Source organism: Variovorax defluvii (genome assembly GCF_039541515.1).
GTDB classification, from domain to species: Bacteria; Pseudomonadota; Gammaproteobacteria; order Burkholderiales; family Burkholderiaceae_C; genus Variovorax; species Variovorax defluvii.
Genome location: NZ_BAABGJ010000075.1, coordinates 1 through 25,035, shown reverse-complemented (window position 1 = coordinate 25,035; position 25,035 = coordinate 1). Strand labels below are relative to the sequence as shown.

At 66.7% G+C, this 25,035-nt stretch carries 26 protein-coding genes, 1 tRNA gene and 1 pseudogene; 11 read left to right on the top strand and 17 right to left on the bottom strand.

Going from position 1 to position 25,035, the window contains the following annotated elements; translation table 11 throughout:
- Position 1 precedes the first annotated feature (1 nt).
- The 3 genes from alaS to ABEA07_RS20255 are packed head-to-tail and all read right to left on the bottom strand — an operon-like array spanning position 2 to position 3,348.
- Entirely contained in the window at positions 2–2,626 is a 2,625-nt protein-coding gene (gene alaS / locus ABEA07_RS20265) for an alanine--tRNA ligase (RefSeq protein ID WP_345540079.1), read from the bottom strand.
- Positions 2,627–2,644: 18 nt separating this feature from the next.
- On the bottom strand, positions 2,645–3,070 hold the full coding sequence (locus ABEA07_RS20260; protein ID WP_345540078.1) for a type II toxin-antitoxin system VapC family toxin: 426 nt from the start codon (positions 3,068–3,070) through the stop codon (positions 2,645–2,647).
- Complete coding sequence (locus ABEA07_RS20255) at positions 3,067–3,348, bottom strand: type II toxin-antitoxin system Phd/YefM family antitoxin (RefSeq protein WP_345540077.1); 282 nt, start codon at positions 3,346–3,348, stop codon at positions 3,067–3,069. The genes ABEA07_RS20260 and ABEA07_RS20255 overlap by 4 nt, the downstream gene beginning before the upstream one ends.
- Positions 3,349–3,391: 43 nt before the next feature.
- Between ABEA07_RS20255 and ABEA07_RS20250 the strand changes: the two genes are divergently transcribed.
- On the top strand, positions 3,392–3,763 hold the full coding sequence (locus ABEA07_RS20250; RefSeq protein ID WP_345540076.1) for a DUF2784 domain-containing protein: 372 nt from the start codon (positions 3,392–3,394) through the stop codon (positions 3,761–3,763).
- A 48-nt stretch (positions 3,764–3,811) separates the two neighbouring features.
- A tRNA-Gly gene (locus tag ABEA07_RS20245) sits at positions 3,812–3,885 on the top strand.
- A 97-nt stretch (positions 3,886–3,982) separates the two neighbouring features.
- On the opposite strand, the gene ABEA07_RS20240 is transcribed toward ABEA07_RS20245, so the two are convergent.
- Positions 3,983–4,807: a crotonase/enoyl-CoA hydratase family protein gene (locus ABEA07_RS20240; protein WP_345540075.1), complete on the bottom strand. Its 825-nt coding sequence runs from the start codon at positions 4,805–4,807 to the stop codon at positions 3,983–3,985.
- A 100-nt stretch (positions 4,808–4,907) separates the two neighbouring features.
- Here ABEA07_RS20240 and ABEA07_RS20235 point away from each other — a divergent pair, with 100 nt between their 5' ends.
- The gene (locus ABEA07_RS20235) at positions 4,908–5,306 is read left to right on the top strand and encodes a DUF488 domain-containing protein (RefSeq protein WP_345540073.1); all 399 of its coding nucleotides are present in this window, start codon (positions 4,908–4,910) and stop codon (positions 5,304–5,306) included.
- Positions 5,307–5,314: 8 nt separating this feature from the next.
- On the opposite strand, the gene ABEA07_RS20230 is transcribed toward ABEA07_RS20235, so the two are convergent.
- The 7 genes from ABEA07_RS20230 to ABEA07_RS20195 all read right to left on the bottom strand — a co-directional run bounded on the left by ABEA07_RS20230 (position 5,315) and on the right by ABEA07_RS20195 (position 14,959).
- Positions 5,315–6,742: an HlyD family type I secretion periplasmic adaptor subunit gene (locus tag ABEA07_RS20230; protein WP_345540072.1), complete on the bottom strand. Its 1,428-nt coding sequence runs from the start codon at positions 6,740–6,742 to the stop codon at positions 5,315–5,317.
- An 8-nt stretch (positions 6,743–6,750) separates the two neighbouring features.
- Complete coding sequence (locus ABEA07_RS20225; protein WP_345540070.1) at positions 6,751–8,952, bottom strand: type I secretion system permease/ATPase; 2,202 nt, start codon at positions 8,950–8,952, stop codon at positions 6,751–6,753.
- A gap of 100 nt (positions 8,953–9,052) precedes the next feature.
- Positions 9,053–9,349, bottom strand: a complete 297-nt coding sequence (locus ABEA07_RS20220; protein ID WP_345540069.1) for a calcium-binding protein — start codon at positions 9,347–9,349, stop codon at positions 9,053–9,055.
- Positions 9,350–11,552: 2,203 nt separating this feature from the next.
- Complete coding sequence (locus tag ABEA07_RS20210) at positions 11,553–12,455, bottom strand: hypothetical protein (protein ID WP_345540066.1); 903 nt, start codon at positions 12,453–12,455, stop codon at positions 11,553–11,555.
- Positions 12,445–12,780, bottom strand: a complete 336-nt coding sequence (locus ABEA07_RS20205) for a hypothetical protein (RefSeq protein ID WP_345540064.1) — start codon at positions 12,778–12,780, stop codon at positions 12,445–12,447. The genes ABEA07_RS20210 and ABEA07_RS20205 overlap by 11 nt, the downstream gene beginning before the upstream one ends.
- A 34-nt stretch (positions 12,781–12,814) precedes the next feature.
- The gene (locus ABEA07_RS20200) at positions 12,815–13,570 is read right to left on the bottom strand and encodes a hypothetical protein (protein ID WP_345540063.1); all 756 of its coding nucleotides are present in this window, start codon (positions 13,568–13,570) and stop codon (positions 12,815–12,817) included.
- Positions 13,571–14,056: 486 nt separating this feature from the next.
- Positions 14,057–14,959, bottom strand: a complete 903-nt coding sequence (locus tag ABEA07_RS20195) for an SDR family oxidoreductase (protein ID WP_345540061.1) — start codon at positions 14,957–14,959, stop codon at positions 14,057–14,059.
- A 118-nt stretch (positions 14,960–15,077) separates the two neighbouring features.
- Between ABEA07_RS20195 and ABEA07_RS20190 the strand changes: the two genes are divergently transcribed.
- Positions 15,078–15,962 carry a CoA transferase gene (locus tag ABEA07_RS20190; RefSeq protein WP_345540059.1) on the top strand — a complete coding sequence of 295 codons (885 nt, stop codon included), beginning with the start codon at positions 15,078–15,080 and terminating at the stop codon, positions 15,960–15,962.
- An 18-nt stretch (positions 15,963–15,980) separates the two neighbouring features.
- On the opposite strand, the gene ABEA07_RS20185 is transcribed toward ABEA07_RS20190, so the two are convergent.
- Positions 15,981–16,961: a Bug family tripartite tricarboxylate transporter substrate binding protein gene (locus tag ABEA07_RS20185; protein WP_345540058.1), complete on the bottom strand. Its 981-nt coding sequence runs from the start codon at positions 16,959–16,961 to the stop codon at positions 15,981–15,983.
- 104 nt (positions 16,962–17,065) lie between these two features.
- On the opposite strand from ABEA07_RS20185, the gene ABEA07_RS20180 reads away from it, so the two are divergent.
- Together ABEA07_RS20180 and ABEA07_RS20175 are read left to right on the top strand one after the other, a co-directional pair.
- Entirely contained in the window at positions 17,066–17,557 is a 492-nt protein-coding gene (locus ABEA07_RS20180) for a pyridoxamine 5'-phosphate oxidase family protein (RefSeq protein WP_345540057.1), read from the top strand.
- On the top strand, positions 17,554–18,903 hold the full coding sequence (locus tag ABEA07_RS20175) for a GAF domain-containing protein (protein ID WP_345540056.1): 1,350 nt from the start codon (positions 17,554–17,556) through the stop codon (positions 18,901–18,903). The genes ABEA07_RS20180 and ABEA07_RS20175 overlap by 4 nt, the downstream gene beginning before the upstream one ends.
- Here ABEA07_RS20175 and ABEA07_RS20170 read toward each other — a convergent pair.
- Positions 18,900–19,613, bottom strand: coding sequence for a hemerythrin domain-containing protein (locus tag ABEA07_RS20170; protein WP_345540055.1), 714 nt, complete (start codon positions 19,611–19,613; stop codon positions 18,900–18,902). The two genes, ABEA07_RS20175 and ABEA07_RS20170, sit on opposite strands and share 4 nt — an antisense overlap.
- A 278-nt stretch (positions 19,614–19,891) precedes the next feature.
- On the opposite strand from ABEA07_RS20170, the gene ABEA07_RS20165 reads away from it, so the two are divergent.
- Positions 19,892–20,125, top strand: a complete 234-nt coding sequence (locus ABEA07_RS20165; RefSeq protein WP_345540053.1) for a hypothetical protein — start codon at positions 19,892–19,894, stop codon at positions 20,123–20,125.
- Between the two features lie 27 nt (positions 20,126–20,152).
- On the opposite strand, the gene ABEA07_RS20160 is transcribed toward ABEA07_RS20165, so the two are convergent.
- Positions 20,153–20,320, bottom strand: a complete 168-nt coding sequence (locus ABEA07_RS20160) for a hypothetical protein (RefSeq protein WP_345540052.1) — start codon at positions 20,318–20,320, stop codon at positions 20,153–20,155.
- On the opposite strand from ABEA07_RS20160, the pseudogene ABEA07_RS20155 reads away from it, so the two are divergent.
- Together ABEA07_RS20155 and ABEA07_RS20150 are read left to right on the top strand one after the other, a co-directional pair.
- Positions 20,313–20,471, top strand: a pseudogene (locus ABEA07_RS20155) (MFS transporter); the annotation flags it as partial. The gene ABEA07_RS20160 and the pseudogene ABEA07_RS20155 sit on opposite strands and share 8 nt — an antisense overlap.
- Positions 20,472–20,513: 42 nt before the next feature.
- A complete protein-coding gene (locus ABEA07_RS20150; RefSeq protein WP_345540050.1) occupies positions 20,514–20,990 on the top strand; it encodes a nucleoside deaminase in 477 nt (158 codons plus the stop codon).
- Positions 20,991–21,153: 163 nt separating this feature from the next.
- Here the strand turns inward: ABEA07_RS20150 and ABEA07_RS20145 are convergent, their stop codons facing one another.
- Entirely contained in the window at positions 21,154–22,749 is a 1,596-nt protein-coding gene (locus tag ABEA07_RS20145) for a phospholipase D family protein (RefSeq protein ID WP_345540049.1), read from the bottom strand.
- Positions 22,739–23,176: a DUF1810 domain-containing protein gene (locus ABEA07_RS20140; protein ID WP_345540134.1), complete on the bottom strand. Its 438-nt coding sequence runs from the start codon at positions 23,174–23,176 to the stop codon at positions 22,739–22,741. The genes ABEA07_RS20145 and ABEA07_RS20140 overlap by 11 nt, the downstream gene beginning before the upstream one ends.
- Before the next feature lie 210 nt (positions 23,177–23,386).
- On the opposite strand from ABEA07_RS20140, the gene ABEA07_RS20135 reads away from it, so the two are divergent.
- Entirely contained in the window at positions 23,387–23,665 is a 279-nt protein-coding gene (locus ABEA07_RS20135; RefSeq protein WP_345540047.1) for a hypothetical protein, read from the top strand.
- Between the two features lie 48 nt (positions 23,666–23,713).
- Here ABEA07_RS20135 and ABEA07_RS20130 read toward each other — a convergent pair whose 3' ends face one another.
- Entirely contained in the window at positions 23,714–24,583 is an 870-nt protein-coding gene (locus ABEA07_RS20130; RefSeq protein ID WP_345540045.1) for an intradiol ring-cleavage dioxygenase, read from the bottom strand.
- Between the two features lie 136 nt (positions 24,584–24,719).
- Between ABEA07_RS20130 and ABEA07_RS20125 the strand changes: the two genes are divergently transcribed.
- A partial coding sequence (locus ABEA07_RS20125) for an iron-containing alcohol dehydrogenase (RefSeq protein WP_345540043.1) occupies positions 24,720–25,035 on the top strand: 316 nt, incomplete at its 3' end.

Sequence of the window (25,035 nt, the reverse complement as noted above, 5' to 3'; positions counted from 1 at the left end):
CTCAAACCCGCTGCGCCACCCAACCTTGCACCGAGGCCAGCGCCGCGGGCAGCCCGGCCGGGTCGCTCCCGCCGGCCATCGCCATGTCCGCCTTGCCGCCCCCCTTGCCGCCCACCTGCTGGGCGACGAAGTTGACCAGCTCGCCGGCCTTGAGCTTGCCCATGCTGTCGGCCGTCACGCCGGCCGCGAGCTGGACCTTGGCACCGTCCACCGCCGCCAGCACGATGGCCGCGGTCTTGAGCTTGTCCTTGAGCTTGTCCAGGGTCTCGCGCAGCGTCTTGGCATCGGCGCCGTCCAGCTTGGCGGCCAGCACCTTGATGCCGCCCACGTCGACCGCCTGCGCCAGCAACTCGTCGCCCTTCGATGAAGCGAGCTTGCCCTTGAGGGCGCTGATCTCGCGCTCCAGGCCGCGCACCTGCTCCAGCAACTGCGCCAGGCGCGGCTGCACTTCGGCCGGCGGCGTCTTGAGCGTGGCGGCCACGCTGCCGACCGTGGCCTCCAGGTCCTGCAGATAGGCCAGCGCGTTGGCGCCGGTCACGGCCTCGATGCGCCGCACGCCGGCGGCCACGCCGCCCTCGCTCACGATCTTGAAGAGGCCGATGTCGCCGGAGCGCTGCACGTGCGTGCCGCCGCACAGCTCGCGGCTGCTGCCGATGTCGAGCACGCGCACGGTCTCGCCGTACTTCTCGCCGAAGAGCATCACGGCGCCGGTCTTCTGGGCCGACTCCATGTCCATCACGCGTGCCTGGGTGGCCTGGTTGGCCAGGATCTCCGCGTTGACGCGGCGCTCGATCTCGAGGATCTGCGCCGCGGTGACCGGTGCGTTGTGGGCGAAGTCGAAGCGGGTCTTCTCCGCATCGACCAGCGAGCCCTTCTGCTGCACATGCCCGCCCAGCACCTCGCGCAGGGCCTTGTGCATCAGGTGGGTCACGCTGTGGTTGCGCATGGTGGCGGCGCGCAGCTGCGCGTCCACGCGCGCGGTGACCGCATCGCCCACCTTGAGGGTGCCCTGCGTCTGCGTGCCGTGGTGGCCGAAGACGTCGGCCTTGATCTTCTGCGTGTCGGACACGCCGAACTGCAGGCCCTCGGCCTCCAGCACGCCCTGGTCTCCGACCTGGCCGCCGCTTTCGGCATAGAAGGGCGTGGTGTCGAGCACGACGATGCCGGGCTGGCCTTCCTTCAGTTCCTGCACCGGGGCGCCCTCGAAGTACAGGGCGAGCACGCGCGCCTTTTCCTCGAGGTGCTCGTAGCCGGTGAAGGTGTTGGCCGCCCCGCCGTAGTCGACGGCGCGGTCCATCTTGAACTTGCCCGCCGCGCGGCCGGCGGCCTTCTGCTTTTCCATCGCGGCATCGAAGCCGGCGGCGTCGACCTCCACGCCGCGCTCGCGGCACACGTCGGCCGACAGGTCGAGCGGGAAGCCGTAGGTGTCGTGCAGCTTGAAGGCCACGTCGCCCGGCAGCACCTTGGCACCGCCGGCCAGCGCCGCGTCGAGGATCTCCATGCCGTTGGCCAGCGTCTCGAAGAAGCGCTCTTCTTCCGCCTTCAGCGTGTCGGTGATGCGCTGCTGGTCGGCCACCAGCTTGGGATAGGCCTCCCCCATCAGCGCGACCAGCTCCGGCACCAGCTGGTGGAAGAAGGGCTTCTTCCGGCCCAGCTTGTAGCCGTGGCGGATGGCGCGGCGCACGATGCGGCGCTGCACGTAGCCACGGCCCTCGTTGGAGGGGATCACGCCGTCGGCCACCAGGAAGGAGGTGGCTCGCGCATGGTCGGCGATCACCTTCAGCGAGGGGTTGGACAGGTCCTCGGTGCCGGTGGCGCGCGCGGCCGCCTTGATCAGGCGGTCGAAAATGTCGATCTCGTAGTTGCTGTGCACGTGCTGCAGGATGGCCGCGAGGCGCTCCAGGCCCATGCCGGTGTCGACGCAGGGGGCAGGCAGCTTGATCACGCTGCCGTCGGGCTGCATGTCGAACTGCATGAACACGTGGTTCCAGATCTCGATGAAGCGGTCGCCGTCTTCCTCGGGGCTGCCCGGGGGACCGCCGGGGATCTCGGGCCCATGGTCGTAGAAGATCTCCGAGCAGGGGCCGCAGGGGCCGGTGTCGGCCATCATCCAGAAGTTGTCGGACTTGTAGCGGCCGCCCTTGTTGTCGCCGATGCGGATCACGCGCTCGGGCGGCAGGCCGATCTGCTTCGTCCAGATGTCGTAGGCCTCGTCGTCCTCCTGGTAGACGGTGGCCAGCAGCCGCTCGGGCGGGAGCTTGTACACCTGCGTGAGCAGTTCCCAGCCCCACTGGAGGGACTCGCGCTTGAAGTAGTCGCCGAAGCTCCAGTTGCCCAGCATCTCGAAGAAGGTGTGGTGGCGCGCGGTGTAGCCCACGTTCTCCAGGTCGTTGTGCTTGCCGCCGGCGCGCAGGCAGGCCTGCACGGACGCCGCGCGCACGTAGGGGCGCTTCTCGGTGCCGAGGAACACGTCCTTGAACTGCACCATGCCGGAGTTGGTGAACATCAGCGTCGGGTCGTTGCCCGGCACCAGCGAGCTCGATGGCACCACCGTGTGGCCCTTGGAGGCGAAGAAATCGAGGAAGGACTTGCGGATGTCCGCGACGGTGATCGGGGGTGTGTTCATGTTGGAACGGGCGAAAAGTCAGGAAAGCAACTGGAAGCGCAGGCCGGCGAAGCGTTTGAAGTCTTTGTCGAAGGTGCCGACCTCGGCGTTGTGTTCGATCGCCAGCGCGGCCAGGTGGGCATCGTTGGTGAGGTTCCCGCCGGTGCCGGCGGCCACCAGCAATCGGCCAAGGATACCGGCATGGCGCGGACCGGGCTGAAGAACGCGCACCTGCGGATGGCTGAGCCATTCGTCGACCAGGCCCATGGCCTCGTCGACCGGGAGGGGCTTGGCGAACAGCCCCGGCCGGGTGGCAAGGCGGATGAAGCCGACGAGCGCCAGCCACGCCAGCCCCAGCCCCTGGGGACGCGCGATGGAGGCCTCCAGCCATTGACGGGCGACCGCGTGGTGGGGGCTTTCCGACCACACGGCATTCAGCAGCACGTTGACGTCGGGCAGTCTCATCGGTCCTCGCGCAGCTTGGTGATCAGTTCCTCGTCTTCCAGCTCGCCGGCCAGCTTGTTCAGACGGGTCAGGTCGACCGCCGGGTCGACCTCGCCCAGGCTGAAGGTCCGCTGCACGAAGGGCCGCGGCTTCACGGCGGGCTGGACGCCGCCCTCCAGGGGGACGATTTTGGCGACCGGCTTGTTGTGCCGCATGATGATCACCTCCTCGCCTGCCTCGGCGCGGGCGACATATTCGCTCAGGTGGGTCTTGGCTTCGAACAGACCGACGGATTGCACGGCGGCTCCAGAATTGGTTGAATCAACCAGAGTTTAGCCCTTCATGCACGCTGCTCTTCTTGCCGACGCCGTGCTGGTGCTGCACGGCGTTTTCATCCTTTTCGTCGTGGCCGGCGGCCTGCTGTTGTGGCGCTGGCCGCTGGTCGCGGTGCTGCACCTGCCGGCCGTGGCCTGGGGCGGCTGGATCTCGTGGACGGGCGAGGTCTGCCCGCTGACGCCGCTGGAGAACGCCTTGCGCCGCGCTGCCGGCCAGTCCGGCTACGAAGGCGGCTTCGTCGAGCACTATTTGCTCGGGGCGATCTACCCGGAGTACCTGACGCGCGAATGGCAGATCGGCATGGGGGTCTTCGTGGTGCTGCTGAACCTGGGTGCGTACGCCCTGCTCTGGCGCCGTGCGCGGCTTCGCTCGCGTTGACGCGTCTCCGATCGGCGCGCGCGACTGAAGGTAGAATCCGCAGCCGCTGCGGGCGTAGTTCAATGGCAGAACGGCAGCTTCCCAAGCTTCATACGAGGGTTCGATTCCCTTCGCCCGCTCCATCGATTTCACGTCGCGCCCTCGGAGCCGTCAGAAGGCCGCGACCGGCCTCTGAAGCTCCGCCCGTGCCGGGCTCACGCCGGCACCCCCTCCACCCCCTCAAGCCTGCGGCTCGAACCGCGCCGCCCGCTTCTCGAGATTGGCGCGCACCGCCTCCCCCTGGTTGGCGCTGCCGATCAGCCGCTTCTGCTCCACCGATTCAGCCAGGAGCAATTCCGCCGCGCTGTGCCCCATGGCCGCGTTGAGCAGCCGCTTGCCGGCGCGGATCGCATCCGGGCTCTTCTGCGCGATCTCGTGTGCCACCGCCAGGGCATCCGCCAACGGGTCGGCCGACACGCGGGTCGCGAAGCCGATCGCCACCGCCTCCTCGCCCGAAAAGACGCGGCCGGTGAAGCACAGTTCGCGCACCACGTCCGTCCGCGCCAGTTCGCGCATCAGCACCATGCCGCCCATGTCGGGCACCAGGCCCCACTTGATCTCCATCACCGACATCCGCGTGTCCGGCGCGACCAGCCGGATGTCGGCACCGAGCGCCACCTGCAGCCCGCCGCCGAACGCCACGCCGTGCACGGCGGCGATGACGGGCACCGGCACGTCGCGCCACACCGTGGCCACCCGCTGCGCCGCGTTGGAAATGCCGTGCGTGCGCTCGGCCAGGTCCGCGGCTCCATGCTGCCCGAGCAGTCCGCCGCCGGTGCCCTGCTGCATGCGCTCGAAGGACTGCATGTCCAGCCCGGCGCAGAACGCCTTGCCGCGTCCGGCGATCACGACGGCGCGCACACGTTCGTCGCGGCACAGCTGCTCGCCGGTGTCGATCAGGGCGTCGAACATCGCCGGGTCGAGCGCGTTCATCTTGTCGGCGCGCGAGAGTTGCAGTTCGACCACGCCGTCGGGGTGGCGGATCGATTCGATGCGTTCGGTCATGCGTGGGTCTCCGGGAATGGGTGTGCGGAGTATCGCGGCTCGGCGAAGATCGGCCCTGTCGCATCGTGAACATCGGAACTCATCCTGGAGGAGTCGAAGCATGGCCATCCGAATCGTCCGCCTCGGCAGCGAGCGCGCCCCCGGCGAGGGGCTGCGCATCGGCACGGTGCGCCGCCCGCCGCGCGGCGTGCCCAAGAGCGAGTTCGCCTCGCAGAACTGGTACGACGTCTGGTACCCCAACCTCGCGCCCTCGGTCGAGACCATGAAGGAGGCCCAGGCCGCCATCGCGTCCGGCAAGCCGTCGGAGTGGGCCGCCTTCGGCCGCAAGTTCAGGTCCGAGATGGCCCAGCCCGAGGCCAGCCGCAGCCTGGATCTGCTGGCCGCGCTCTCGCACCAGAGCGCGTTTTCGATCGGGTGCTACTGCGAGGATGAGGCACGTTGCCATCGGTCCTTCCTGCGGGCGCTGCTGGAGGAACGCGGGGCGGAGATCGTCGAATAGGGCTGCGCTCAACGCTCGTGCAAGCTCTCGCCGGCATGCTGCATGAGCGGCGACAGGAAATACTCGATCAAGCGCCGCTGGCCCGTCCTGATCTCGACCGACACCGCCATGCCGGGACTGAGCCGGAGCTCCGTGCCATCGACGAAGATGGCGGACCGGGCCAGCTTCACCCGCGCCGAATAGATCAATCCGCGCTTGTCGTCATGGATCGCATCGTGCGAGACCGAGTTCACCCTGGCGTGGATCGTGCCGTACCGGGTGTACAGGAAGGTTTCGACCTTGACCTCCGCCTCCTGATCGGGTTTGACGAATCCGATGTCCTTGTTCTCGATGAAAGCCTCCACCTCCAGCGGGCCGTCGCGCGGCACGATCGCCATCAGCGGCTGCGCGGCCGTCACCACGCCGCCGATCGTGTGCACGTCCAACTGCTGCACGGTGCCGTCGACCGGTGCGCTCAATCGCATCAGCTTGCCGTGCGAATCGGCCTTCAGGAACTCCTGTTCCAGCGCCGCACCCTTTTGCTGCCCATCGGCGATGCTGTCGAGCGCGATCCGCCGGGTCTCTGCGGTCAGCTCCTCGCGCTGCCCCCGGGCTTCCCGAAGCGCGGCTTCTATTTCCATGAGGCGGCTCCGCTGGTTCGCCAGGTCCGCCTCCTGTTCGATTCGCGCCTGCTCCCGCTCCAGGTAGCCATGCCTGGAAACGAAGTTCTGGTCGACCAGGTGCTTGAAGTCCCTGGCACGCTGCTGCGCGATCGGCACGGTTTGCTCCAGCTTGCGCACGAGGACCATCGCGGTGCGCAGCTCCGCCTCTCGCCGCGCCACCTCGGCATCGATCCGCCCCAGCCTGGCGCGGTATTCGCTCAGTTGTCCTGCCAGCAGGCGTTGCGCGTCCGTGAACTGGAGTTCCGACACCTGTTCCGGCCGCGCCAGCCTGGGCACCATGCCTTTGTCGATCGCGGCCAGCAGAGACTGCGCGCGTGCGACCTGCAGGCGGACCGCCGCCAGGTCGCCTTGCACGCGGTCCTTGTCGGCTTGCGCGGCGGTGGCGTCGAGTTCGATCAGCACGTCGCCGGCCCGGACCGCCTGCCCGTCGCTGACCAGGATGCGCTTCACGGTCGCTGTTTCGAGGGACTGGATGGTCTTGGTGCCGCCGTTGGCCACCACCTTGCCTTGCGCGGTGGCCACCACGTCGACACGGCCCCATATCGCCCAGACCAGTGCCCCCAGGGCAAAGGACAGCATGATCCACATCGCGGCCCGTGGTGCCGGCGATACCGGGCTTTCCTGCAGCGACAGCACGGCAGGCAGGAACTGCGCTTCATGCGGCAGGCGATCCACGGTGCCCATCTGCGCCCGCTGGCGCCACGCCTGGGCAAATGCCACCGCGTAGCGGCGCAACAGATCCCTGGCGGCTTGAAGTCCCGGCTTCGCGTCCATGGCCTCGCTCACGCCTGTTGCAGGCGATGAAGCCGCGCGTAGTGGCCTGCCTCGTGCTTCATCAGCTCGGCATGGCTGCCGCTTTCGGCGATCCGGCCGCGGTCCATGACCACGATGCGGTGAGCGTCCCGCACCGCCGAGAGCCGGTGCGCGATGACGATCACCGTGCGGCCCTCGCAGATGGCCTTCATGTTGTTGCGGATGACGCGCTCGCTCTCGTAGTCCAGCGCACTGGTCGCCTCGTCGAAGATGAGGATGCGCGGATCGGTCATGAGCGCCCGCGCGATGGCGATGCGCTGCCGTTGCCCGCCAGACAGCGTCGAGCCGTGCTCGCCCACCGGGGTGTCGTAGCCTTCGGGCAAATCCGCGATGAAGTCGTGCGCCCCTGCCAGCCTGGCCGCCCGAATCACGGCCGCCAGCGGCGCGCCGGGCTCGGCCAGCGCGATGTTGTCGCGGATCGAGCGGTTGAACAGCACGTTCTCCTGCAACACCACGCCCATCTGCCTGCGCAGCGAGCCTGCATCGGCCAACGCCAGGTCCGTGCCGTCCACCAGGACCCGGCCGCGTTGCGGGACGTGCAGGCGCTGCATCAGCTTGGTCAGCGTGCTCTTGCCCGACCCGGACCGCCCCACGATGCCGATCACCTCGCCGGGGCGGATGTCCAGGTCGATGCCCTTGAGCACCTCGGGCCCGTCGGGGCGATAGCGGAACGCCACGCCTTCCAGGGTGATGCGGCCGGCCAGGGGCGGCAGCACGCTGCGCGTGCCGGCCACCTCGGTGCTTGTGTTCAGGATGTCCCCCAGGCGCTGGACGGAGAGGCCCGTCTGCTGGAAATCGGTCCACAGCTGCGCCAGGCGCATCGTCGGCTGCGCGACCTGGCCCGCCAGCATGTTGAAGGCGATCAGTTGCCCGACCGACAAGCGACCCTCGATCGCCAGGCGTGCACCGACGTACATCGTGGCCACGGTCACCAGCCTGGAGATGAGGCTCACGCCGCCGTTGGCCAAGGTACCGAGGGTCACAGTCCTGAAGCTGGACGAGACATAGGCCGCCAGCTGCTTGTCCCACGTGCGCGTCCAGTGCGGCTCCACGGCCATTGCCTTGACGGTGTCGATGCCGCTGACGGTTTCGACCAGAAAGGCCTGATTTTCGGCACCGCGATTGAATTTTTCATGCAGGCGGGCGCGCAGCAAGGGGGTGAATGCGAGCGAGAGGATGAGGTAGCACGGCAGCGACAAGGCCACGATCAGGGTCAGCCAGCCGCTGTAGTGCAGCATGACGGCGATGAACACCACCGAGAACAGCAGATCCAGGACCAGCGTGATCGCGTTGCCGGTCAGGAAGGCGCGGATGTTCTCGAGCTCGCGCACCCGGGCCACGGAGTCACCCACGCGCCGCGCGTGGAAGTAGTCAAGCGGCAGGCTGAGCAAGTGCCGGAACAGCCGCGCGCCCAGTTCCACATCGATGCGGCTGGTCGTGTGGGCGAACACGTAGCTGCGCAAGGCAGTGAGCGAGACCTCGAACAGCACCACCACCGTCAGGCCCACGGCGATCACGTCCAGGGTGGTGAGGCCGCGATGGACCAGCACCTTGTCCATCACCACCTGGAAGAACAGGGGCGTGATGAGCGCGAAGATCTGCAGGGCCAGGCTCACCAGGAGGGCTTCGCCCAGGAGCTTGCGGTACTTCACGATCGCGGGGACGAACCAGGTGAAGTCGAAGCGGGCCAAACCATCCGCCATCGAGGCGCGCGAGGTGAACAGGATGGCTTCGCCGGCCCAGCAGGATTGCAGTTGGGCCAGGCTGAAGGCCTCGGGCCGGCCCGTCGCCGGGTCTTGCACCAGGACCTGATCGCCATCGAGCCGCGCCAGGATGAAAAAGCGCGTCCTGCCTGCGGCGTCCGTGCCGACTGCGACGGCCGGCAAGGGTGTCTTGCCCAGGCGCGCGATGTCGATCCTGACGGCCTTGGCTTTCAATTCGAGCCGCCTGGCTGCGAGCAGGATGTCGGTGACGCCGAACTCGGTGCCCGACGCGAATTCGTGGGCCAGTTGGCCGGGGTCGGCAGCCACGCCGTGCAGGCGGGCCATCATCACCAGGCAGGCCAGGCCGGTGTCGAACTTGGCAGCGGAGGATGGCTCTGCGGCGGCTGCGGGCGGAGGCTCGACGATCGCCAGGCGCCGATCGGCGCTGTCGAGGGGGTCATGTGACATCGAACTGTGTTCTCTTCGCGAACGCGCGACGGCCGCCGAGCGCGGGCCGGAGGTCGCATCCGGACAGCGCAAGGGGGCGATTCAGCACTTGGACGGACGTCTACTTCCAGTTGGCGGCAATCACCGCGTTCAACGCCGTCTGGTAGTCAGGGGGCAGCGAGGTCTGGCCCGGCGCAGGCGGCGCGAAGGCGGCCATGGCGGCGACCAGGGCGTCGACCTGGTTGTAGAGCAGCACCGCCTGGTCCGAAACCTTGAACTGCTCGACCTGGTTGGCGCTGCCGGCGTACCAGTTGCCGATGGTGAGCTTGTCGTTCGTGCCGATGATGCTCAGTTCCAGGTCACGGCCGACTTGACGGAACCAGAGCTGGTCTGCCGAGACGTCCGGGCCCAAGGACACGACATCGGTGTTGCCCACGGTCGTGTCCCTGTCGACGATCCGGTCCTGCCCGTCGCCGCGGCCGAATTGGTAGGTGTCGTTGCCCCAGCCGTCGTAATACCCGTTCCAGGTGTCGTAGCGGCCACCCGCCAGGATGTCGTTGCCTGCGCCGCCGTGCAGGATGTCGTCGCCCGCGCCACCTTGCAAGGTGTCGTTGCCGGCTTCTCCGTTGAGCGTGTCGTTGCCGTTCTCGCCATACAGGCTGATCGAGCAGGCTGGCCAGTGCCGTCGTGTCGAAGCGGATGCCGTTCTCGTCGATCGTCAGCTCGATGGCGTCCAGATAGGGCTTCAGCCGCGTCTGCAGCACGAGGGCGCTGTAGACGCTTTCCTTCAGCGCGTCGTAGCTTTGCTGCAGCAGCGCAAGCTGGGCGGCTGGCGGGGCGATGCCGTAACCGGCACGCGTGATGTTGGTTGCCGTGTCGATGGTGCCGGTCTTGGTGGTGCCAGCGGTCATGGTCGTGCCGTTGGCGCCGGTGCTGTAGAAGCGCTCGCCGTTGAAGACCTCCAGCACGCCCACGAGGTTACGGTACTGGGCTTCGGTCATGCTGGTGGGCAGGCCGCTGATCTTGACGTTGCCGTCCAGGGTGGTTTCCAGGCTTTGCCAATAGTCCGAGCTTTGCGCCCAATCGGTGAGGAGGCCATCGAGCAAGGCGCGCTGGGTGTCTCGGGTCGTCGCGCTGCTGAAGGCGGCGAGGCTCACGCCGAGTGCGGGGCTCAGGCTGACGGCCTCGGCCAGGTCGCGAGCGCGGCCGGAGCCTTGCATGCCGGGCAACGAGCGGGCTTGCTCGGTCAGCGGCACGGCGACAGTGAACTCGCGGTAGAAGGCGTTCGACTCCAGGTCGACGGCGCCGACGGTGCGGGTGACCTGCACCCCCTCGACCTCGCGGGTGAAGCTGGCGCTCTGGGCGATGAAGTTGCCGTTGACCGTGGTGCCGGCCTGGGTGCCGCCGGTCATGTTGGTGGCACTGCCGTTCAAGCCGATGCGGTTGATGCCCAAGGCGTCGAGCCCCACAAGCTCGCCGACATCGGTCACGCCATCCTGGTCGAGGTCGCGCCAGACCTGCAGGGAGCCCCAGGCCAAATCGGCGGCATCGAGCTGGCCGTCGGCATTGGAATCCAGATCGCCCAGCGCGTCGAAGCCGTTCACCGCGTTCTTGCCGTCGCGCTTGAGCGTGTCGATGCCGAAGAGTTCGCGACCCGAATCGATCGTGCCGTTGGCATTGAGGTCGCGAACGAGGATGCCGTCGTCGGAGCCGATCCAGCCGGTGCCCGTGCGAATGGTGTCGGTGTTGTGGTCAAAGAGGATGGAGCCATCGGCGCGCTTGAGTTCCAAGCCATCGCCGTCGAGGTCGAGCATCAGGGGGTCGACGGGTTGGCGCCAGGCGCGGGCGGTGTCGAAAAACTGGTCCACCAGTCGATCAATGTCCGACCAGGGCAGGCCCGTGATGGGGTCGATCATGTCGACGCCAGGTATGCGGGTGTTTTTGAACGCTTTCCCGAGGGCACCGATCGCGCGGCTGATCTGCTCCCAATTGGCCGTCCCGGGCGCCTTGTCCATCCACTCCCGGGCACGGTCGCTGATGCTGGAGTCGGGCGAGAAGGCGTGCTGACCCATCTCCTTCGACAGGCGAACGCTCTCCCAAAGTCCGTCCCAGCCTGTACCGCCGGTGTCGCGCAGCTTCTCCCAACGCTCTTCCGCGGCTTGCTCGCCCTGGGTTTCTTTGATGATGTCGAAGGGGGTTTTGAGGGTCCAGTTATCGATGCCTAAGTTGTTGTCTTTAAAGGCTTTTTCGTGAAAACTGTAGGTCTCTTTGAAACTAACATCCCGATTCAAAACCCCCTCCGAATTTTCTGCAATGTTCCTCAAGGTTTTGAAATAACCGTCCGCCATGTCATAAACGATCTTTTCAGTTTTCTGAAAAGACAGATCTTTACAAGCGTCTATCCCGAGCCCCATAAGAGCGGAGCCATTCAAATATTCACGTGCCGATGCACCTGTGAGAGTGTCACCTCGAGCGACTCCTTCCGCCCATCCCGCGTATTTGTACCCTTCATCTATTAGGGCTTTGTAGAAGCCATCGACGTCCCCAGCTTGCAACAAGGCCCCGTACTGATCAAGTTTTGAGAGAGTAAGTGCGTTTGCCATAAATATTTCCCTGATTGGTTATTTTTCAACCTTGAAACTGAGTAGCAGCTTTTTAGTCGATGTTTGAATTTCCTGCCAATGCTGCAACATTCCCCGTCGATACATAACCGTTAATTGAACTCGAAGTGCTGGATCAAGATAGAAGAATTGCTCGCAGGGAGCTGCATCGTGATTGCGGTTGCTGCATTCGATGAATGTATCGACCCGCCCTGCCGAATCGTAACTAACGAACATGTCGCGATCACTTATTCTGCTCTGATACCCTCTCTTCAAATCATAATTCCGCAATGATTTGTCAACGCCGATGGGTGTATAGACTTGAAGTCCAAACTGCTTGCCTGGCAATTTCTCGTATTGAAAATTCTTGTCACGATTCATCCAGGAAATCTTCCGCTCCAAGAATTCACCATCTCCAAAAAATGTTCCTGCGGTGATCGTGAAATCCAACCAAGGTGTGTTATGGATACTAAATTTTTGCCGGTCTGCTTCACGCTCCTTGTACGACATTACCGTGAATTCCGGATAGCGCACTCTGAATCCCAAGCTGGTGAATCCCAGTTGGTGAGTCCGCTCAGGCTTCGGCCCGTTGCGCTTCTCACCAAACCCAGGATCGCCTTCGTACTCGACGTTCTCCACAAATCCCGCTGGAAAAGTCACCGGCATGCCCCCCAGATTTCCAATTACCGGCTGGTCCACCGGCTTGAGTGACACCCCTGGAGGAAACAGCGGGTGCTCCTGACGCAATTCCGACGACAGATCCGCCGGCGGGACCTGAACGTGCAGTCGGTATGCAATGAGCCCAGCAAAGCCCAGCAGCACCGCCAGAATGAGTCCAAACGCAATCCACGCTGCAGCAATTGAGGGGCGATCCGTTGTAGGTCCCGTGCCATCAGCTTTCGGAGTGTTGTCCTCAGATCGCATGGCGCACGCCCCCCAGCTTGCATGTGCTTGCCCGCTGCGCGGACCCGTAGCCGGCGCAGGTGACGTTGGTCACCGTGTCGGTGGTGGTCCCCACAATATTTGCTACGTAAATTGAAATCAAGACAACAGTGCACACCAGGAAAAGTCGCGTGACATAATAAAAGACCACCGCATCGGTCGAAGATTGATTGGCCCCAAAGATTCGTGGCGGACTTTTTGGAAAAGCCAAATCAAAATAATTCTGACAAGAGAGAGAAAGGACCAAAATGCAGCAAAGCGCAAAAAAATCCGCAAAGATCAGAATAAAAAGCAAAGACTTCATCATCTGCCACCTTCAAAATCGTTTGCCTCATTCACCATCAACGTACACGGCCAAACTGAGCGCCATCGACCTCGCGGCGATCTGGCAAGGAAACTATGGCGCTAGTACATGGAACGCCAAAGCGGCTGACAGCGCAATCGTCGCCGGGCTGCCCGCCACCAAAGAGGTTTTCGTTGCCGGCGCCGCCCGTGAGCGTATCGGCGCCGGTCTGGCCATGCAGGCAGTCCGCGCCGTCGCCGTCATCGATCCAACGCGACAGGTGGTCTTCTGCTGAGAATGAGCCAGAAGCGTGAGCAGTTGATCGTTGAGTACAGGCGCCATCAACCTCAATGCCTCCAAGCGCTATTCCGGAAATCGGCTCTTTCACGCCCGAAAAGCCAAAATAAGTCCCGCCATTCGCCTTGAGATTCAACACGCCATGACCAGCCACATTGCGGAGGCCGAATTTTTTGATTTCCTCCAGCTCGAATGCGCTTGTATGCGTGGGCGGGGAAACTGGATCAATGCAGAAGGGCTGTCTTGTGGCAAACCACCACTTGAGCGATCCACGATGCTCCAACTCGAACGTGGTCGCCAGCTGCTTCAAATAGGCCTCTTCATGGCCCGTCGCCAGCATGTGCGTCACCTTCAGCTGGCCCGCAACCAGTTCGCCATGGCCGAAGACCAGGCCCCGATAAGGAAAGAATTTCCTGACGGGTCCTTCAAGCCATGGCAAAAAATCATCCAGTGATTGCGGCAAATGGGTGGCGGCATCAAGCCACAGGCGCAAATCGGCCTCAGTCAGGTACCCCATCCCCGTCAAGGTATTACCGCATGCAGCAAATCCCCAATGGAGAATCCGACGCCTGCCAAGATCATGGAAATCACGGCAATCACAGCAAGCGCCATCAGGGCGATCGCTATGCCTCTGCCGCGTTTTCGCGCCGAAGAGTTTTCGACTGCCGGTGCTGGTTCAGGGCTTTGTGCGGCAGCGCAAGACACAAGGCGGGGCTCCTGACCCATGCTCTCGTTTACTGAAGACATGGTCTCAAGCACCGAGTGAACAAGGCGCACGCTGCCCGCGCGGTGCATTCGCGCAAATCGAATTCATGGAATTTCCCTAGGATATTGTGCTGATCGGCCACAGGCAGACGAAATATCCATCAACCTGCAGTGCCGCCAAGCGGCGGCGGCCGTCACACTATCGTTAGAGATCCGCTTTTACGCAGCGTCGCCAGAATTCATCAGATTCTCGACTCGCTGCGCACAGCCCGCCCTCGTCAGGCAAGGCCCGCGCCCCTCAGCGCTGCGCCTTGTCCTTCTGGTTCTGCGCCTCGATCCGCTCCCGCGCCTCCTGCCATTGCGCATCGGTCCACTCGCGCAGTTCGTAGAAGTTGCCGCCGGTCGCCAGCGCGTGCCCGCCGTCCATCATGATGCTCTGCCCCGTCAGCCAGTCGCACTGGCCCGGCGCCATCAGGAAGGCGGCCAGGTTCTGCAGCTCGCTCATCTGCCCGACGCGGGCCATCGGGTTGCGCAGCTTGCTGCGCGCGCCAGGCTCCTCGCCGGGGTTGAGGCGCTTGCTCATGCCTTCGGTCGGGATCTCGCCGGGCCCGACCGCGTTGAGACGGATGCCCCAGCGCGCCCATTCGGTGGCCAGCGACTTGGTCATCACCTCCACGCCGGCCTTGCTCATGGCCGAGGGCACGACGTAGGGGCCGCCGTTGTCGACCCAGGTCACGATGATGCTCATCACGCTGCGGTACGGGTCGCCCTGCTTCCACTGGCCCGCCCTGGCCTCCGCGATCCAGCGCTTGCCCACCGCCTGCGTGACGTAGAAGGTGCCGTGGAAAACGATGTTCGCAATGGCGTCGAAGGCGCGCGAGGACAGGCTCTCGGTCGGCGCGACGAAGTTGCCCGCCGCGTTGTTGATCAGGCCGCTCAGCCCGCCGCTTTGCCAGAGCGCTTCGACCATCTCCTCCACGCTCTGCGCGTTGCGGATGTCCACGCCGAATGCGTCGACCTTGCGTCCCGGGAATTGCGTGCGCCACTGCGCCGCCGTCTCCTCCACCACCGACTGGCGGCGGCCGCAGATCGCGACGTCCGCGCCCAGGCCGAGGAAACGCTCGGCCATCGCCTTGCCGAGGCCGGTGCCGCCGCCGGTCACGAGAATGCGCCGGCCGGCCATGAGGTCGCTTTGGAACATGAGTGTCTCCTTGGGTGTGGGTGGATCGGTGCACGGGTGCAGGCGCATCGTAGATCGCGCGAGCCGAGCCGGTAAGCTCCCAAGGTGACACGGCCCGTCGCGCCCCTGGAGACACCCGATGCCCGCTTCTTCCATTGCCGCCGTCCCTGCCTTCGCACCCCTGGCCGGCGTGCGCGTGCTGAGCCTGGCCCTCAACCTGCCCGGCCCCGCGGCCCTGATGCGCTGCCGCGCGATGGGCGCCAGCTGCCTCAAGTTCGAGCCGCCCGCCGGCGACCCGATGGGCCACTACAACCGCGCTGCCTATGCCGCGCTGCATGAAGGCGTGGAGGTGCAGACGGTCGACCTGAAGACCGAGGCCGGCCTGGCGCGACTGCACGAGACGCTCGGGCGCACCGACGTGCTGCTCACCTCCTTCCGCCCTTCCGCGTTGGCCAAGCTGGGCCTGGACTGGGAGCCGCTGCATGCGCGCCACCCCGCGCTGTCGCAGGTGGCGATCGTCGGCGCACCCGGCGCGCGCGCCGAGGAACCGGGACACGACCTCACCTACCTGGCAGAGAGCGGCCTGATCACCGGCACCGCGCTACCCCCCACTCTCTACGCCGACATGGGCGGCGCCCTGCTGGCGAGCGAGGCGGTGCTGCAAGCCCTGCTGCGCACCCGCTCGGCACCCGGCAACGGCATCTACCTCGAAGTCGCGCTCAATGCCGCCGCCGACTGGCTGGGCCTGCCCCGCACCTGGGGCCTCACGCAGCCCGCGGGCGCCGTGGGCGGCGCCCACGCGGGCTACCGCGTCTATGCCTGTGCCGACGGCCGGGTGGCGGTGGCGGCGCTGGAGCCGCACTTCGCCGCGCGCCTCTGCGAGGCCGCGGGTCTGGGCGCGCGGGACATGATGGAGCCCGCCACCCGCGAAGCCCTGGCGGCCTGGCTGCGCACCCGCACGCGCGCGCAGCTCGACGCGTTGGCGGTCGAGCGCGACGTGCCGCTGCTCACGCTGGAAAACTGAGACCGCCGCTTCACTGCATCAAAGCTTGATGCCCGCCGCCTTCACCGTCGGCCCCAGCACCCCCACCTGCTCCTTCACGAAGCTTTCGAACTGGGCCGGCGTCCCGGGCTTGCTCACGATGCCCAGCTCGACCAGCTTCTTCTGCACCTCGGGCAAGGCCAACGCCTCGTTGCAGGCGGCGTTGAGCCGGGTGACCAGGTCCGCCGGCAGCCTGGCCGGCCCGCTCAGGCCGAAGAAGTTCTCGAACACCAGCCTGGGCTGACCGAGCTCGGCCACGGTGGGCACGTCGGGCATGAGCGGCGAGCGCGCCGTGCCGGTCACGGCCAGCGGCACGAGCTGGCCGCTCTTGAAGAAGGGCACGTAGGCGGTGATCACGTCGATGCCCACCGGCACCACGTTGGCGATCAGGTCGGTCGTCATGGGCGCCCCACCCCGGTACGGAACGTGCACCAGATTCGCGCCGGTGATCTTGCGGATCAGCTCGCCGTGCACATGGCCCACCGAGCCCGGCCCGCCGGAGCCGAAGTCCAGCCGGCCGTCCTTGCGCGCCCTCGCTTCGACGTCGGCGAAGGTCTTGATGCCGGAGCCCTTGCTTGCCATCACCACCAAGGGGGCGGAGCCCAGGTAGGCGATGTGGGTGAAGGCCGCGACCGGGTCGTAGGGCTGCTTTTCCAGCGTAAAGGGCCCGAGCGCGATCGGCGTGGTGTTCGACAGCATCAGGGTGTAGCCGTCGGCCGGCGCCGCCGCCACCTGCGCGCCGCCGATGGTGCCGCCGGCGCCCGGCTTGTTGTCCACCACCACCGGCTGGCCCAGCTTGCGCGTGAGCTGCTCGGCCAGCACGCGCGCCAGGATGTCGCTGGAGCCGCCGGCCGCGAAGGTGACGATGATCTTCACCGGCTTGTCGGGCCATTGGGCCCGGGCCGGCAGGGCCAGGGCCGCCGCGCCGGCCGCCAGGACTTGGAGCGCGCCGCGGCGCGTGGTGCTGCAGGTGATGTTCATGTCTCCTCCATTAGCAAGAGCGGTGCCGGTCCGGAACCGAGCTGCCCGCGGCCGACTTCAATCACAATCGCGTCTTCACCCAGCCCGTTTCTCCGCCTTTCTTCATGATTGCGCAAGCCCCGCTGCTGAGCCCCGAGCATGTCGCGATGATCGACAAAGGTGTCTCGGCCATCGTGGCCTCCCGCAACGCCGCGAACCGGCCCAGCCTGATGCGGGCCGTCGGCACGGCCATCAGCCCCGATGGGGCGGAGATCACGGTCTTCCTCTCGCGCACGCAGTCGCGCCAGCTGCTGCAGGACGTGGCGGCGACCGGCGAGCTGGCCGTGGTGTTCAGCGAGCCGCTGAGCCACCGCACGGTGCAGGTCAAGGGCCGGGCGCAAGAGCTCCGCCCGGCGGCGGAAAGCGACCGTCCGCTGCTGCGCCGCTACCTGGCCTCGATGGAATACGAGGTGTCCTGCGTCGGCTTCGACGCCCGCTTCGTCCGCGCCATGCTGGGCTGCACGCTGGAGGACATGGTGGCCATCCGCTTGCGCCCTTCCCAGGCCTTCGACCAGACGCCCGGGCCCCGCGCGGGCAGCCCGTTGAACGCGGCATGAGCGGCAGCGCGCCCGCCCTGTCCGCCATCCGCGCCTGCTTCGAAGGCGCGATTCCCGGAATGATGGCGACCTGCGCCGAGGACGGCACGCCCAACGTCGCCTACATCTCGCAGGTCTGCTACGTGGACGAGCGGCACATCGCCCTGTCCTTCCAGTTCTTCAACAAGACGCGCCAGAACATCCTGGCCAACCCGTACGCCACCGTCCTGGTGATGGACCCGGTCACGGCCGCATTCCACCGGCTGCACATCCGCTATCTGCGCACCGAGACCGAGGGGCCGTTGTTCGAGAGCATGAAGGCCCAGCTCGCCGGGATCGCGTCGCACTCGGGCATGGCCGGCGTGTTCCGGCTGCGCGGGTCCGACGTGTACGAGGTCGAGGCGATCGAGGCGCTCGAAGGCGAGCACCTGCCCGCACCCCCGCGCCCCGCCCTGCTGGCCGCCGTGCGCCGCTGCGCCGAACGGCTGGCCGCCTGCGCCGCCACCGACGAAGTGCTGCAGGCCGCACTGGCGGTGCTCAGCGACCACCTGGACATCCGGCACGCGATGATCCTCATGCTCGACGCCGCCGCGCAGCGCCTGTACACCGTGGCCAGCAGCGGCTACGCGACCTCGGGCGTGGGCTCGGAAATCGAGATGGGCCACGGCGTCATCGGCACGGCCGCCCGCGAACGGACGCCGGTGCGCATCAGCCACATGACCAGCGCCGCCGCCTACAGCCACGCGGTGCGAAGCAGCCTGCGCGAGACGCAGCCCGGTCTGGAACTCGAGACCGAGATCCCCTACCCGGGCCTGCCCGAGCCCCACAGCCAACTGGCCGTGCCCATCCAGTCGGCGGGCCGGCTGCTGGGCGTGCTTTTCGTCGAAAGTCCGCAGGACATGCGCTTCGGGTTCGAGGACGAGGACGCCCTCGTGGCCATCGCCGCCCACCTGGGCGCCGCCCTCGACCTTCTGCAGACCGCGGCCGAGCCGGCAAGCCCGGAAGCGACGGTGGAGGCCAGCGCTCCCTCGGCCAGCGGCGCGCCCCTGGCGGTGCGCCACTACCTGGCGAACAACAGCGTCTTCATCGGCGAGCGCTACCTGATCAAGGGCGTGGCCGGCGCCATCCTGGGGAAGCTGCTGCGCGAACACACGCGGCAGGGCCGCAACGAATTCACCAACCGAGAGCTGCGCCTGGACCCGGCGCTCAAGCTGCCGGACCTGTCGGACAACCTCGAAGCCCGGCTGGTGCTGCTGCAGCGGCGCCTGGCGGAAAGCGGCAGCGAGATCTGCATCGAAAAGACCGGGCGGGGGCGGTTCCGGCTGAAGGTCCAAAGGCCGGTGGTGCTGGAAGAGATCGCGGCCTAGGCCGCCATTCCCAGGCTGGCGCCCAGCTTCTGCCATTCGCGCGCGCTCAGGTGCGGCCGCACCAGCTCCAGCGCCGCTTCGAAAGCAGGCGCGGGCGCATGCGCACGCATGTCCGCCATCATCGCCGCGCGCTCGGCGGGGTTCATGAAGGGCACCAGCCACCGCAGGATGAACATCATCTCCTCGGGCGGGATCGACGCGACCAAGGCGTTGTGGATGTCGATCAGCTCGGCGTCGGTGTAGCGCGCCCACAGCACCGCGTTGTGCGCGGTCTCTTCGACGTGCATGTGCTCGAAGTTGTGCGCGATGAAGAGCGACAGGCCGCGATAGAGCGCCAGGGTGGCGGCATCGCGTCCGGTGTGATCCGGCTCGAGCAGCGCGGTGGCCTGCGCGGCGAGTGTGCCGATCTCGGCCTCGTGCTGCTCGTGCTCATGCTCGATACGGCTGCTGGAGCCGGCAGCGCGCGCCTCCATCGCGCGGTGCACGAATTCGTTTTCGTGGCGCAGGTGAGAACGGCACATGTCGAGCAGCCGAAGCACGCGCTGCGTGGCCTCGGCCAGTTCCAAAGTGTCCTCGGTGTCGGCGCGGCCGAGGTTGAGAAGGGTGTCGGCCATCAGCGCGCGCAGCGCCTTGTGGATGCCGGCATAGAGGTCGACGCGGGGAGCGGCGGCCTGCGCCACCTGGCGCAACTCGCGGGGATCGATGTTCATGTCAAAGCCTTCTTCTCGGAGTGAAGCGGCCGCCGCACCATGCGTTGGCCTGCTGTGAAGAAGTCTAGAAATCAACGTATTCGCGCGCCGCTAAGAATTGCTTATGCAAACACTCACGGAACCTTAAATTTGCGGACCGGCCCGCTGGCGCCTTTCTCCAACAGCGCGTAACAAAGGGTTCGCCGCCCCGACCCGCCCCGCGAGGCAGTGCCGCGCACGGGCCGCCTTCGCCTGATACGAGTCCTGACAGACCGCCGAAGCATTGCCCGGACACTCGGATGCAAATGCTCCGATTTTTCCGTTCCCAGGGCGCGGCCCGCAAAGGTGAAAAGCGCCCCGATCTACCCGATGTCAGCCAGCCGGCGCCGCTCACGCTTCGCGATGACGATGCGCAGGACGGCGGCGGGGTCACCGTGGTCGAACTCTCCGAACTGGAGGCGCGCGCCATGTGCGCCCGGGAGGACATCCCTGTCTTCTGGCGCCGGCCGGGCGAACAGAAACGCAAGGCTTGACCGCCGCCGCCCGACGGCAAAGATGTCTCAGGCGCGCAGGCGCCGCTCCAGCCGTGCGCGGCTGATGAAGCCGATCTGGCGCAGGGCCTCGGCCACATCCTGTCCCGGCTCGCGCGCAGTGCGGGAAGCCAGCTCCGCCAGCAGGCCGGCCTTGTTGTAGTGCCGCGCAGATGATCGCGGCGAGGTGATCTCCAACCTGGCGGGCTTCGGCGCACCCTACCTGATGGGCCTGATCAAGAATGCCACCGGCAAGGTGAGCGCCGGCCTGTACCTGGTCGCCGCCGTCGAACTGCTGGCCGCCGTGCTCGTCATCACCCTCATTGCGCGCAACACCGGACGCAAGTAGCCTGAGGCCGCTGATCCATCTCTTCAACCGCCTGGACGACGAATGACCCCGCAAGACAAAGACACCGAAAAGTACCTCCTGGAATCGATCCGCCTGGCCATGGACAACGTGCGCGAGCGCAAGACCTGGCCTTTCGGCGCCGTGCTGGTGCGCAACGGCCAGGTGCTGGCCCGCGCCGTCAACGAAGTGGACGCCCTGTGCGACCCCTCCGCCCATGCCGAGATGCAGGCCGTCCGGGCCGCCGCCCGTGCGCAGAGCAGCACCGACCTGAGCGGCAGTACCGTGTATGCCAGCGGCTACCCCTGCCCGATGTGCCTCACGGCCATGTACCTCGCGGGCGTGCAGAGGGTCTACTACGCCTACTCCAACGAAGACGGCGCGCCCTACGACCTGTCGGCCGAACGCGGCTACGTCGAGATCGCCCGACCGCTCGAGCAGCGCGAGATGAAGCTCGAAGGCCTGCGCGTGCGGCCGGAGGGCGAGGACCTCTACGAAGCCTGGCGCCGGGTACAGGGCTAGTCCACTGAAACACTGAAATCGACTGGTGCAGTCCACCCGATACGGGCGCGCTGCGGCGTTGCAAATGCTCGCGATACCGACCGGTATCGCTGCGCTTTGCGCCTTGCATCGCATCGCATCCGTCTCGGGCGGCCCTCACCATTCATTTCAATGTTTCAGTGGACTAGAGAAGGCTCTCGGGCACCAGCGGCGAAAAGATCTCCAGCTTGAGCCGCGAGCCGAAATCGGTCTCGGGCTCGTCGTGCAGCACCACGTCCTGCGCACCGTCGGTGGAGGGGCTCACCCATTCGACGTCGCCGTGCGGGCCCAGTCGGAGGCGGTAGGCCGCATCCATGGTGATGAGGCCGACCAGGCTGGTGAGCTGGGCCGCGATCTGCGGACTGTGAATGAACAGGCCCAGCTCGGTGTTGTGCAGGTCCGAACGCGGATCGAAATTCAACGAGCCGAGGAACACCACCTTGCCGTCCACCACCGCCGCCTTGCCGTGCAGCCGCCCGCTGGCCGAGCCGAACACGCCGAAGCGCTGCGTCTGCTCCACGCGCTTGGGGCTCAGCTCGTACAGGTGGACGCCCAGCCCGAGCAGTTGGGGCCGGTAGCGGCGATAGCCCAGGTGCACCAGCGACTCGTCGGTCGCAGCCAGCGAATTGGTCACCAGGGTGAAGCGCACGCCACGCTTGCGCAGCAGCCGCACCGACTCCATGCCGCCGCGGCCGGGAATCAGGTAGGGCGTGGTGACCAGCGCCTCGCGCTCGGCCCCGCGCACCACGCGCCGGACGTTGAAGAGCACGCCCTCGGGTGCGTCGGCCGCCACCTTGGGCCGCAGTTCGCGCGGGCCGAGGGCCTTGTGCGGCGTGTCGGCATAGGCCTCGGCCCGTGCCCAGATCAATTGCAGCGTGCCCTCGTCCAGGTCCTCGCCCAAAGCGCGATAGCCCAGCAAGTCCCGCTCGATGGGCGTCTGCGGCGCCCAGATCGCGGCATCCATGGTCATCTCCTCGAAACGCTGCCGCAGCGCGCGCGCATCCAGATCCGGCGGGGCCAGCGACTCGACGGGATAGACGAAGGGACTGTTCCAGTACATGTCGAACAGCGAGGACAGGCGCGGCACCGCCGCACCCGTGACCAGCGTGTCGAGGTCGATGAAGTTCGAGCCGGCATCGCGCATGAAGTACTCGTTGGCGATGTTGCGCCCGCCGACGACCGCCATCGCGTTGTCCGCGACGAACAGCTTGTTGTGCATGCGGCGATGGATGCGATCGATGTCCAGCAGCGATGCGGCCAGCCGCGTGGCCAGCCGCTCGCGCCCGGCCGGGAAGGGATTGAACAGCCGCACCTCCACGTTGGGGTGCGCGGCCAGGGCCACCAGCAGGCGGTCGGCGCCTGCCGTGTAGAGGTCGTCGATCAGCACCCGCACGCGCACGCCGCGCTCGGCCGCATCGCGCAGGGTGCGCAACAGGTAGCGGCCGGTTTCGTCGTTCTGCACCAGGTAGTACTGGATGTCGATGCTGCGCTGTGCGCGGCGCGCCAGTTCGAGGCGCGCGTGCATGGACCAGGCCGGCATCGGCAGCAGCCTGAAGCCGCTCTGCGCCCGATCCGGTGCGCCGGCCCAGGCCATGCGACCGAGCGGCGTGCTCTCGGTGGCGGGCAGGGCCTGCGAGGGCATGCGCACGACTTCGCTGGGCAGGCCCGCGCAGCCGGCCAGCAGGCCCAGCAGGCCGGCCAGCAGCCACGCGGCAAAGCGCCCCAGCGGCTCAGCCCGCATGCCCGCCTTCGATCCGGGACAAGGTCGCGCGATCGCGCCGGCCGCCGAAGTACTTGTGCAGGCAGTCACGGAACACCGCCTCGCCGGGATCGGCCGCGTCGAACAGGGTCATGGACGAGCAGAACTTGAGGTCATCGGGCGCGCCGAAGATCTCGCCGACCGTGCGCCCCTGCACCTGCAGCACCAGCGCGCTGCATTCGCGCAGCCGCACGCCAAGGACCGGATGGGCGAGGTAGTCCCGCGCCTCGGCCAGCGAGGCGAGCGCGTAGTGCTGCGCCATCGCGCTGTGGCCCAGGCCCGCGACCTGCGGGAACACGAACCACATCCAGTGCGTGCGCTTGCGGCCGGCGCGCAACTCGGCGCGGACCGCGTCGATGACGGCGTCCTGCGCGTCGACGAAGCGTTGCAGTCTGAAAGGGTCTTGCATCTCGGGCGGGCCCGCGGGTGGCATGTAGGCGGTTTCTGTCCCCAGGTGGCGAAGTATGCCGCGCTTCGAATGTAGTGCTTTGGCATTCAATAACTAACGCCGAGACAGGCCCCTGAAGAAGGCCCCTGAAGAGGATCAGAACCTTGGCAAGGGGCCGCCCGCAAGGGGCCTCACCAACGAGAGACCAACGAGACACCAACGAGCAACACAATGAACTGCGAAGCGATCCACTGCGTCGACACCCACACCATCCGGTTCGCCATCTATCCCGATGGGCTGGACGGGCCCCGCATCACCGCGCACATTTCGGAAGCCGCCTTGCGCGGCCTCGAAGACGCTCCCGCCGCCGAGGACATCGACCTGACCGCGGCCTGCGAAGCCCATTTCGAGTTCATCGAGGCCAAGGCCTTGGAGCGCTATCGGGAGACGCCGTCCCTCCCCATCCTGCTGGAGGCGGAAGACCTCAGCGCATGCGCCTTACCTCATTGATCCATTTCTCGAAGGCGAGCATCTGGGCGCCGACGAACTTGCGCGTGTTCAGTCCTGCGCCAGGGGGTTCAGCACGAAGTCGAAATCCAGGGTGTAGAAGGGCTGCTCGCTGCGGCCGCCATCCGGCGTGGGACCGGGCGGATGCACCACCCAGTCGGCGATCAGCGAACGCCGCACCCCGAAGACGGCATCGGAATCCAGGTACTGGTCGCCGTTGCGGAACACGTGCGTGATCAGCCGCTCGAAGCCCGGCGCCGTGATCATGAAATGCAGGTGCGCCGGCCGCCACGGATGGCGCCCCAGCGCATCGAGCATGCGGCCCACCGGCCCGTCGTGCGGGATCGGATAGGCCTCGGCACGGATCGACTTGAAATGGAAGCGGCCCTCGGCATCCGCATGCAGCGTGCCGCGGGCACGGTGGCCGTGCTCGCCCTTGTACTGCACGTCGTAGAAGCCGTCGGCATCGGCCTGCCAGACCTGAAGCTCGGCGCCCGGCACCGGGCTGCCGTCCCGCGAGAGCACGCGGCCGCGCACGTAGCAGGGTTCGCCGCGTGCGCCGTTGGCCACGTCGGCGCCCAGGGGATATTCGGGCGAGCCTTCGACGTGGAAAGGCCCGAACACGGTGGATTCGGTACATTCGGGCGGCTTGCGGTTGTTCAGCGCCGTCACCAGCATCGACAGGCCCAGCGTGTCCGACAGCAGGATGAACTCCTGCCGCTTGTCGTCGGTCATGTGGCCCACCTCGGTGAGGAAGCGGATGCCTTCGAACCACTCGGCCTCGGTCAGCCGCACATCGCGCGCGAAGGCATGCAGGTGCTGCACCAGGCTGGTCATGATCTCGCGCAGCCGCGCATCAGGCGCGCCGGTGTGGCGGGCCAGCACGGCCTGGGTGATGGTGTCTTCGTCGAGGTTGCGCATCGTTGCCGCTCCTTGTTTCCGTGTCGTCGTGCCCGAAGCGCAACACTATGGACCGGCGGCCGGGCTGCGCACAGGGCCGGCGGCGGAAAACTGTTTTGCACGGCTGCGCGGCCCCCGCCGGCCTACCATCCGCCGCATGACCGTCACCGCCTTCACCTACACCAGCCAGCCGCAGCGCGTGGTCTTCGGCCCCGGCAGCCTGGCGCAGCTGGGCCGCGAGATCGGATCCCTGGGTGCCCGGCGCGCCCTGGTGCTCAGCACCCCCGAGCAGCGCGCCCAGGCCGAGCGCGTGGTCGAGCTGCTCGGCCCGCAGGCCGCCGGCATCTTCGACCGCGCCGTCATGCACGTGCCCATCGAGACCGCCCGCGAAGCGCGCGAGGTGGCCCGCCGGCTTGGCGCCGACTGCGCCATCGCCATCGGCGGCGGCTCCACCACGGGTCTGGGCAAGGCCA

What these genes read in the sequence shown, in the direction of transcription:
- alaS (WP_345540079.1), bottom strand. Translation starts at nt 2,626, where the DNA reads ATGAACACACCCCCGATCACCGTCGCGGACATCCGCAAGTCCTTCCTC.
- ABEA07_RS20260 (WP_345540078.1), bottom strand. Translation starts at nt 3,070, where the DNA reads ATGAGACTGCCCGACGTCAACGTGCTGCTGAATGCCGTGTGGTCGGAA.
- ABEA07_RS20250 (WP_345540076.1), top strand. Translation starts at nt 3,392, where the DNA reads ATGCACGCTGCTCTTCTTGCCGACGCCGTGCTGGTGCTGCACGGCGTT.
- ABEA07_RS20240 (WP_345540075.1), bottom strand. Translation starts at nt 4,807, where the DNA reads ATGACCGAACGCATCGAATCGATCCGCCACCCCGACGGCGTGGTCGAA.
- ABEA07_RS20235 (WP_345540073.1), top strand. Translation starts at nt 4,908, where the DNA reads ATGGCCATCCGAATCGTCCGCCTCGGCAGCGAGCGCGCCCCCGGCGAG.
- ABEA07_RS20230 (WP_345540072.1), bottom strand. Translation starts at nt 6,742, where the DNA reads ATGGACGCGAAGCCGGGACTTCAAGCCGCCAGGGATCTGTTGCGCCGC.
- ABEA07_RS20225 (WP_345540070.1), bottom strand. Translation starts at nt 8,952, where the DNA reads ATGTCACATGACCCCCTCGACAGCGCCGATCGGCGCCTGGCGATCGTC.
- ABEA07_RS20210 (WP_345540066.1), bottom strand. Translation starts at nt 12,455, where the DNA reads ATGCGATCTGAGGACAACACTCCGAAAGCTGATGGCACGGGACCTACA.
- ABEA07_RS20205 (WP_345540064.1), bottom strand. Translation starts at nt 12,780, where the DNA reads ATGATGAAGTCTTTGCTTTTTATTCTGATCTTTGCGGATTTTTTTGCG.
- ABEA07_RS20200 (WP_345540063.1), bottom strand. Translation starts at nt 13,570, where the DNA reads ATGGGGTACCTGACTGAGGCCGATTTGCGCCTGTGGCTTGATGCCGCC.
- ABEA07_RS20195 (WP_345540061.1), bottom strand. Translation starts at nt 14,959, where the DNA reads ATGTTCCAAAGCGACCTCATGGCCGGCCGGCGCATTCTCGTGACCGGC.
- ABEA07_RS20190 (WP_345540059.1), top strand. Translation starts at nt 15,078, where the DNA reads ATGCCCGCTTCTTCCATTGCCGCCGTCCCTGCCTTCGCACCCCTGGCC.
- ABEA07_RS20185 (WP_345540058.1), bottom strand. Translation starts at nt 16,961, where the DNA reads ATGAACATCACCTGCAGCACCACGCGCCGCGGCGCGCTCCAAGTCCTG.
- ABEA07_RS20180 (WP_345540057.1), top strand. Translation starts at nt 17,066, where the DNA reads ATGATTGCGCAAGCCCCGCTGCTGAGCCCCGAGCATGTCGCGATGATC.
- ABEA07_RS20175 (WP_345540056.1), top strand. Translation starts at nt 17,554, where the DNA reads ATGAGCGGCAGCGCGCCCGCCCTGTCCGCCATCCGCGCCTGCTTCGAA.
- ABEA07_RS20170 (WP_345540055.1), bottom strand. Translation starts at nt 19,613, where the DNA reads ATGAACATCGATCCCCGCGAGTTGCGCCAGGTGGCGCAGGCCGCCGCT.
- ABEA07_RS20165 (WP_345540053.1), top strand. Translation starts at nt 19,892, where the DNA reads ATGCAAATGCTCCGATTTTTCCGTTCCCAGGGCGCGGCCCGCAAAGGT.
- ABEA07_RS20150 (WP_345540050.1), top strand. Translation starts at nt 20,514, where the DNA reads ATGACCCCGCAAGACAAAGACACCGAAAAGTACCTCCTGGAATCGATC.
- ABEA07_RS20145 (WP_345540049.1), bottom strand. Translation starts at nt 22,749, where the DNA reads ATGCGGGCTGAGCCGCTGGGGCGCTTTGCCGCGTGGCTGCTGGCCGGC.
- ABEA07_RS20140 (WP_345540134.1), bottom strand. Translation starts at nt 23,176, where the DNA reads ATGCAAGACCCTTTCAGACTGCAACGCTTCGTCGACGCGCAGGACGCC.
- ABEA07_RS20135 (WP_345540047.1), top strand. Translation starts at nt 23,387, where the DNA reads ATGAACTGCGAAGCGATCCACTGCGTCGACACCCACACCATCCGGTTC.
- ABEA07_RS20130 (WP_345540045.1), bottom strand. Translation starts at nt 24,583, where the DNA reads ATGCGCAACCTCGACGAAGACACCATCACCCAGGCCGTGCTGGCCCGC.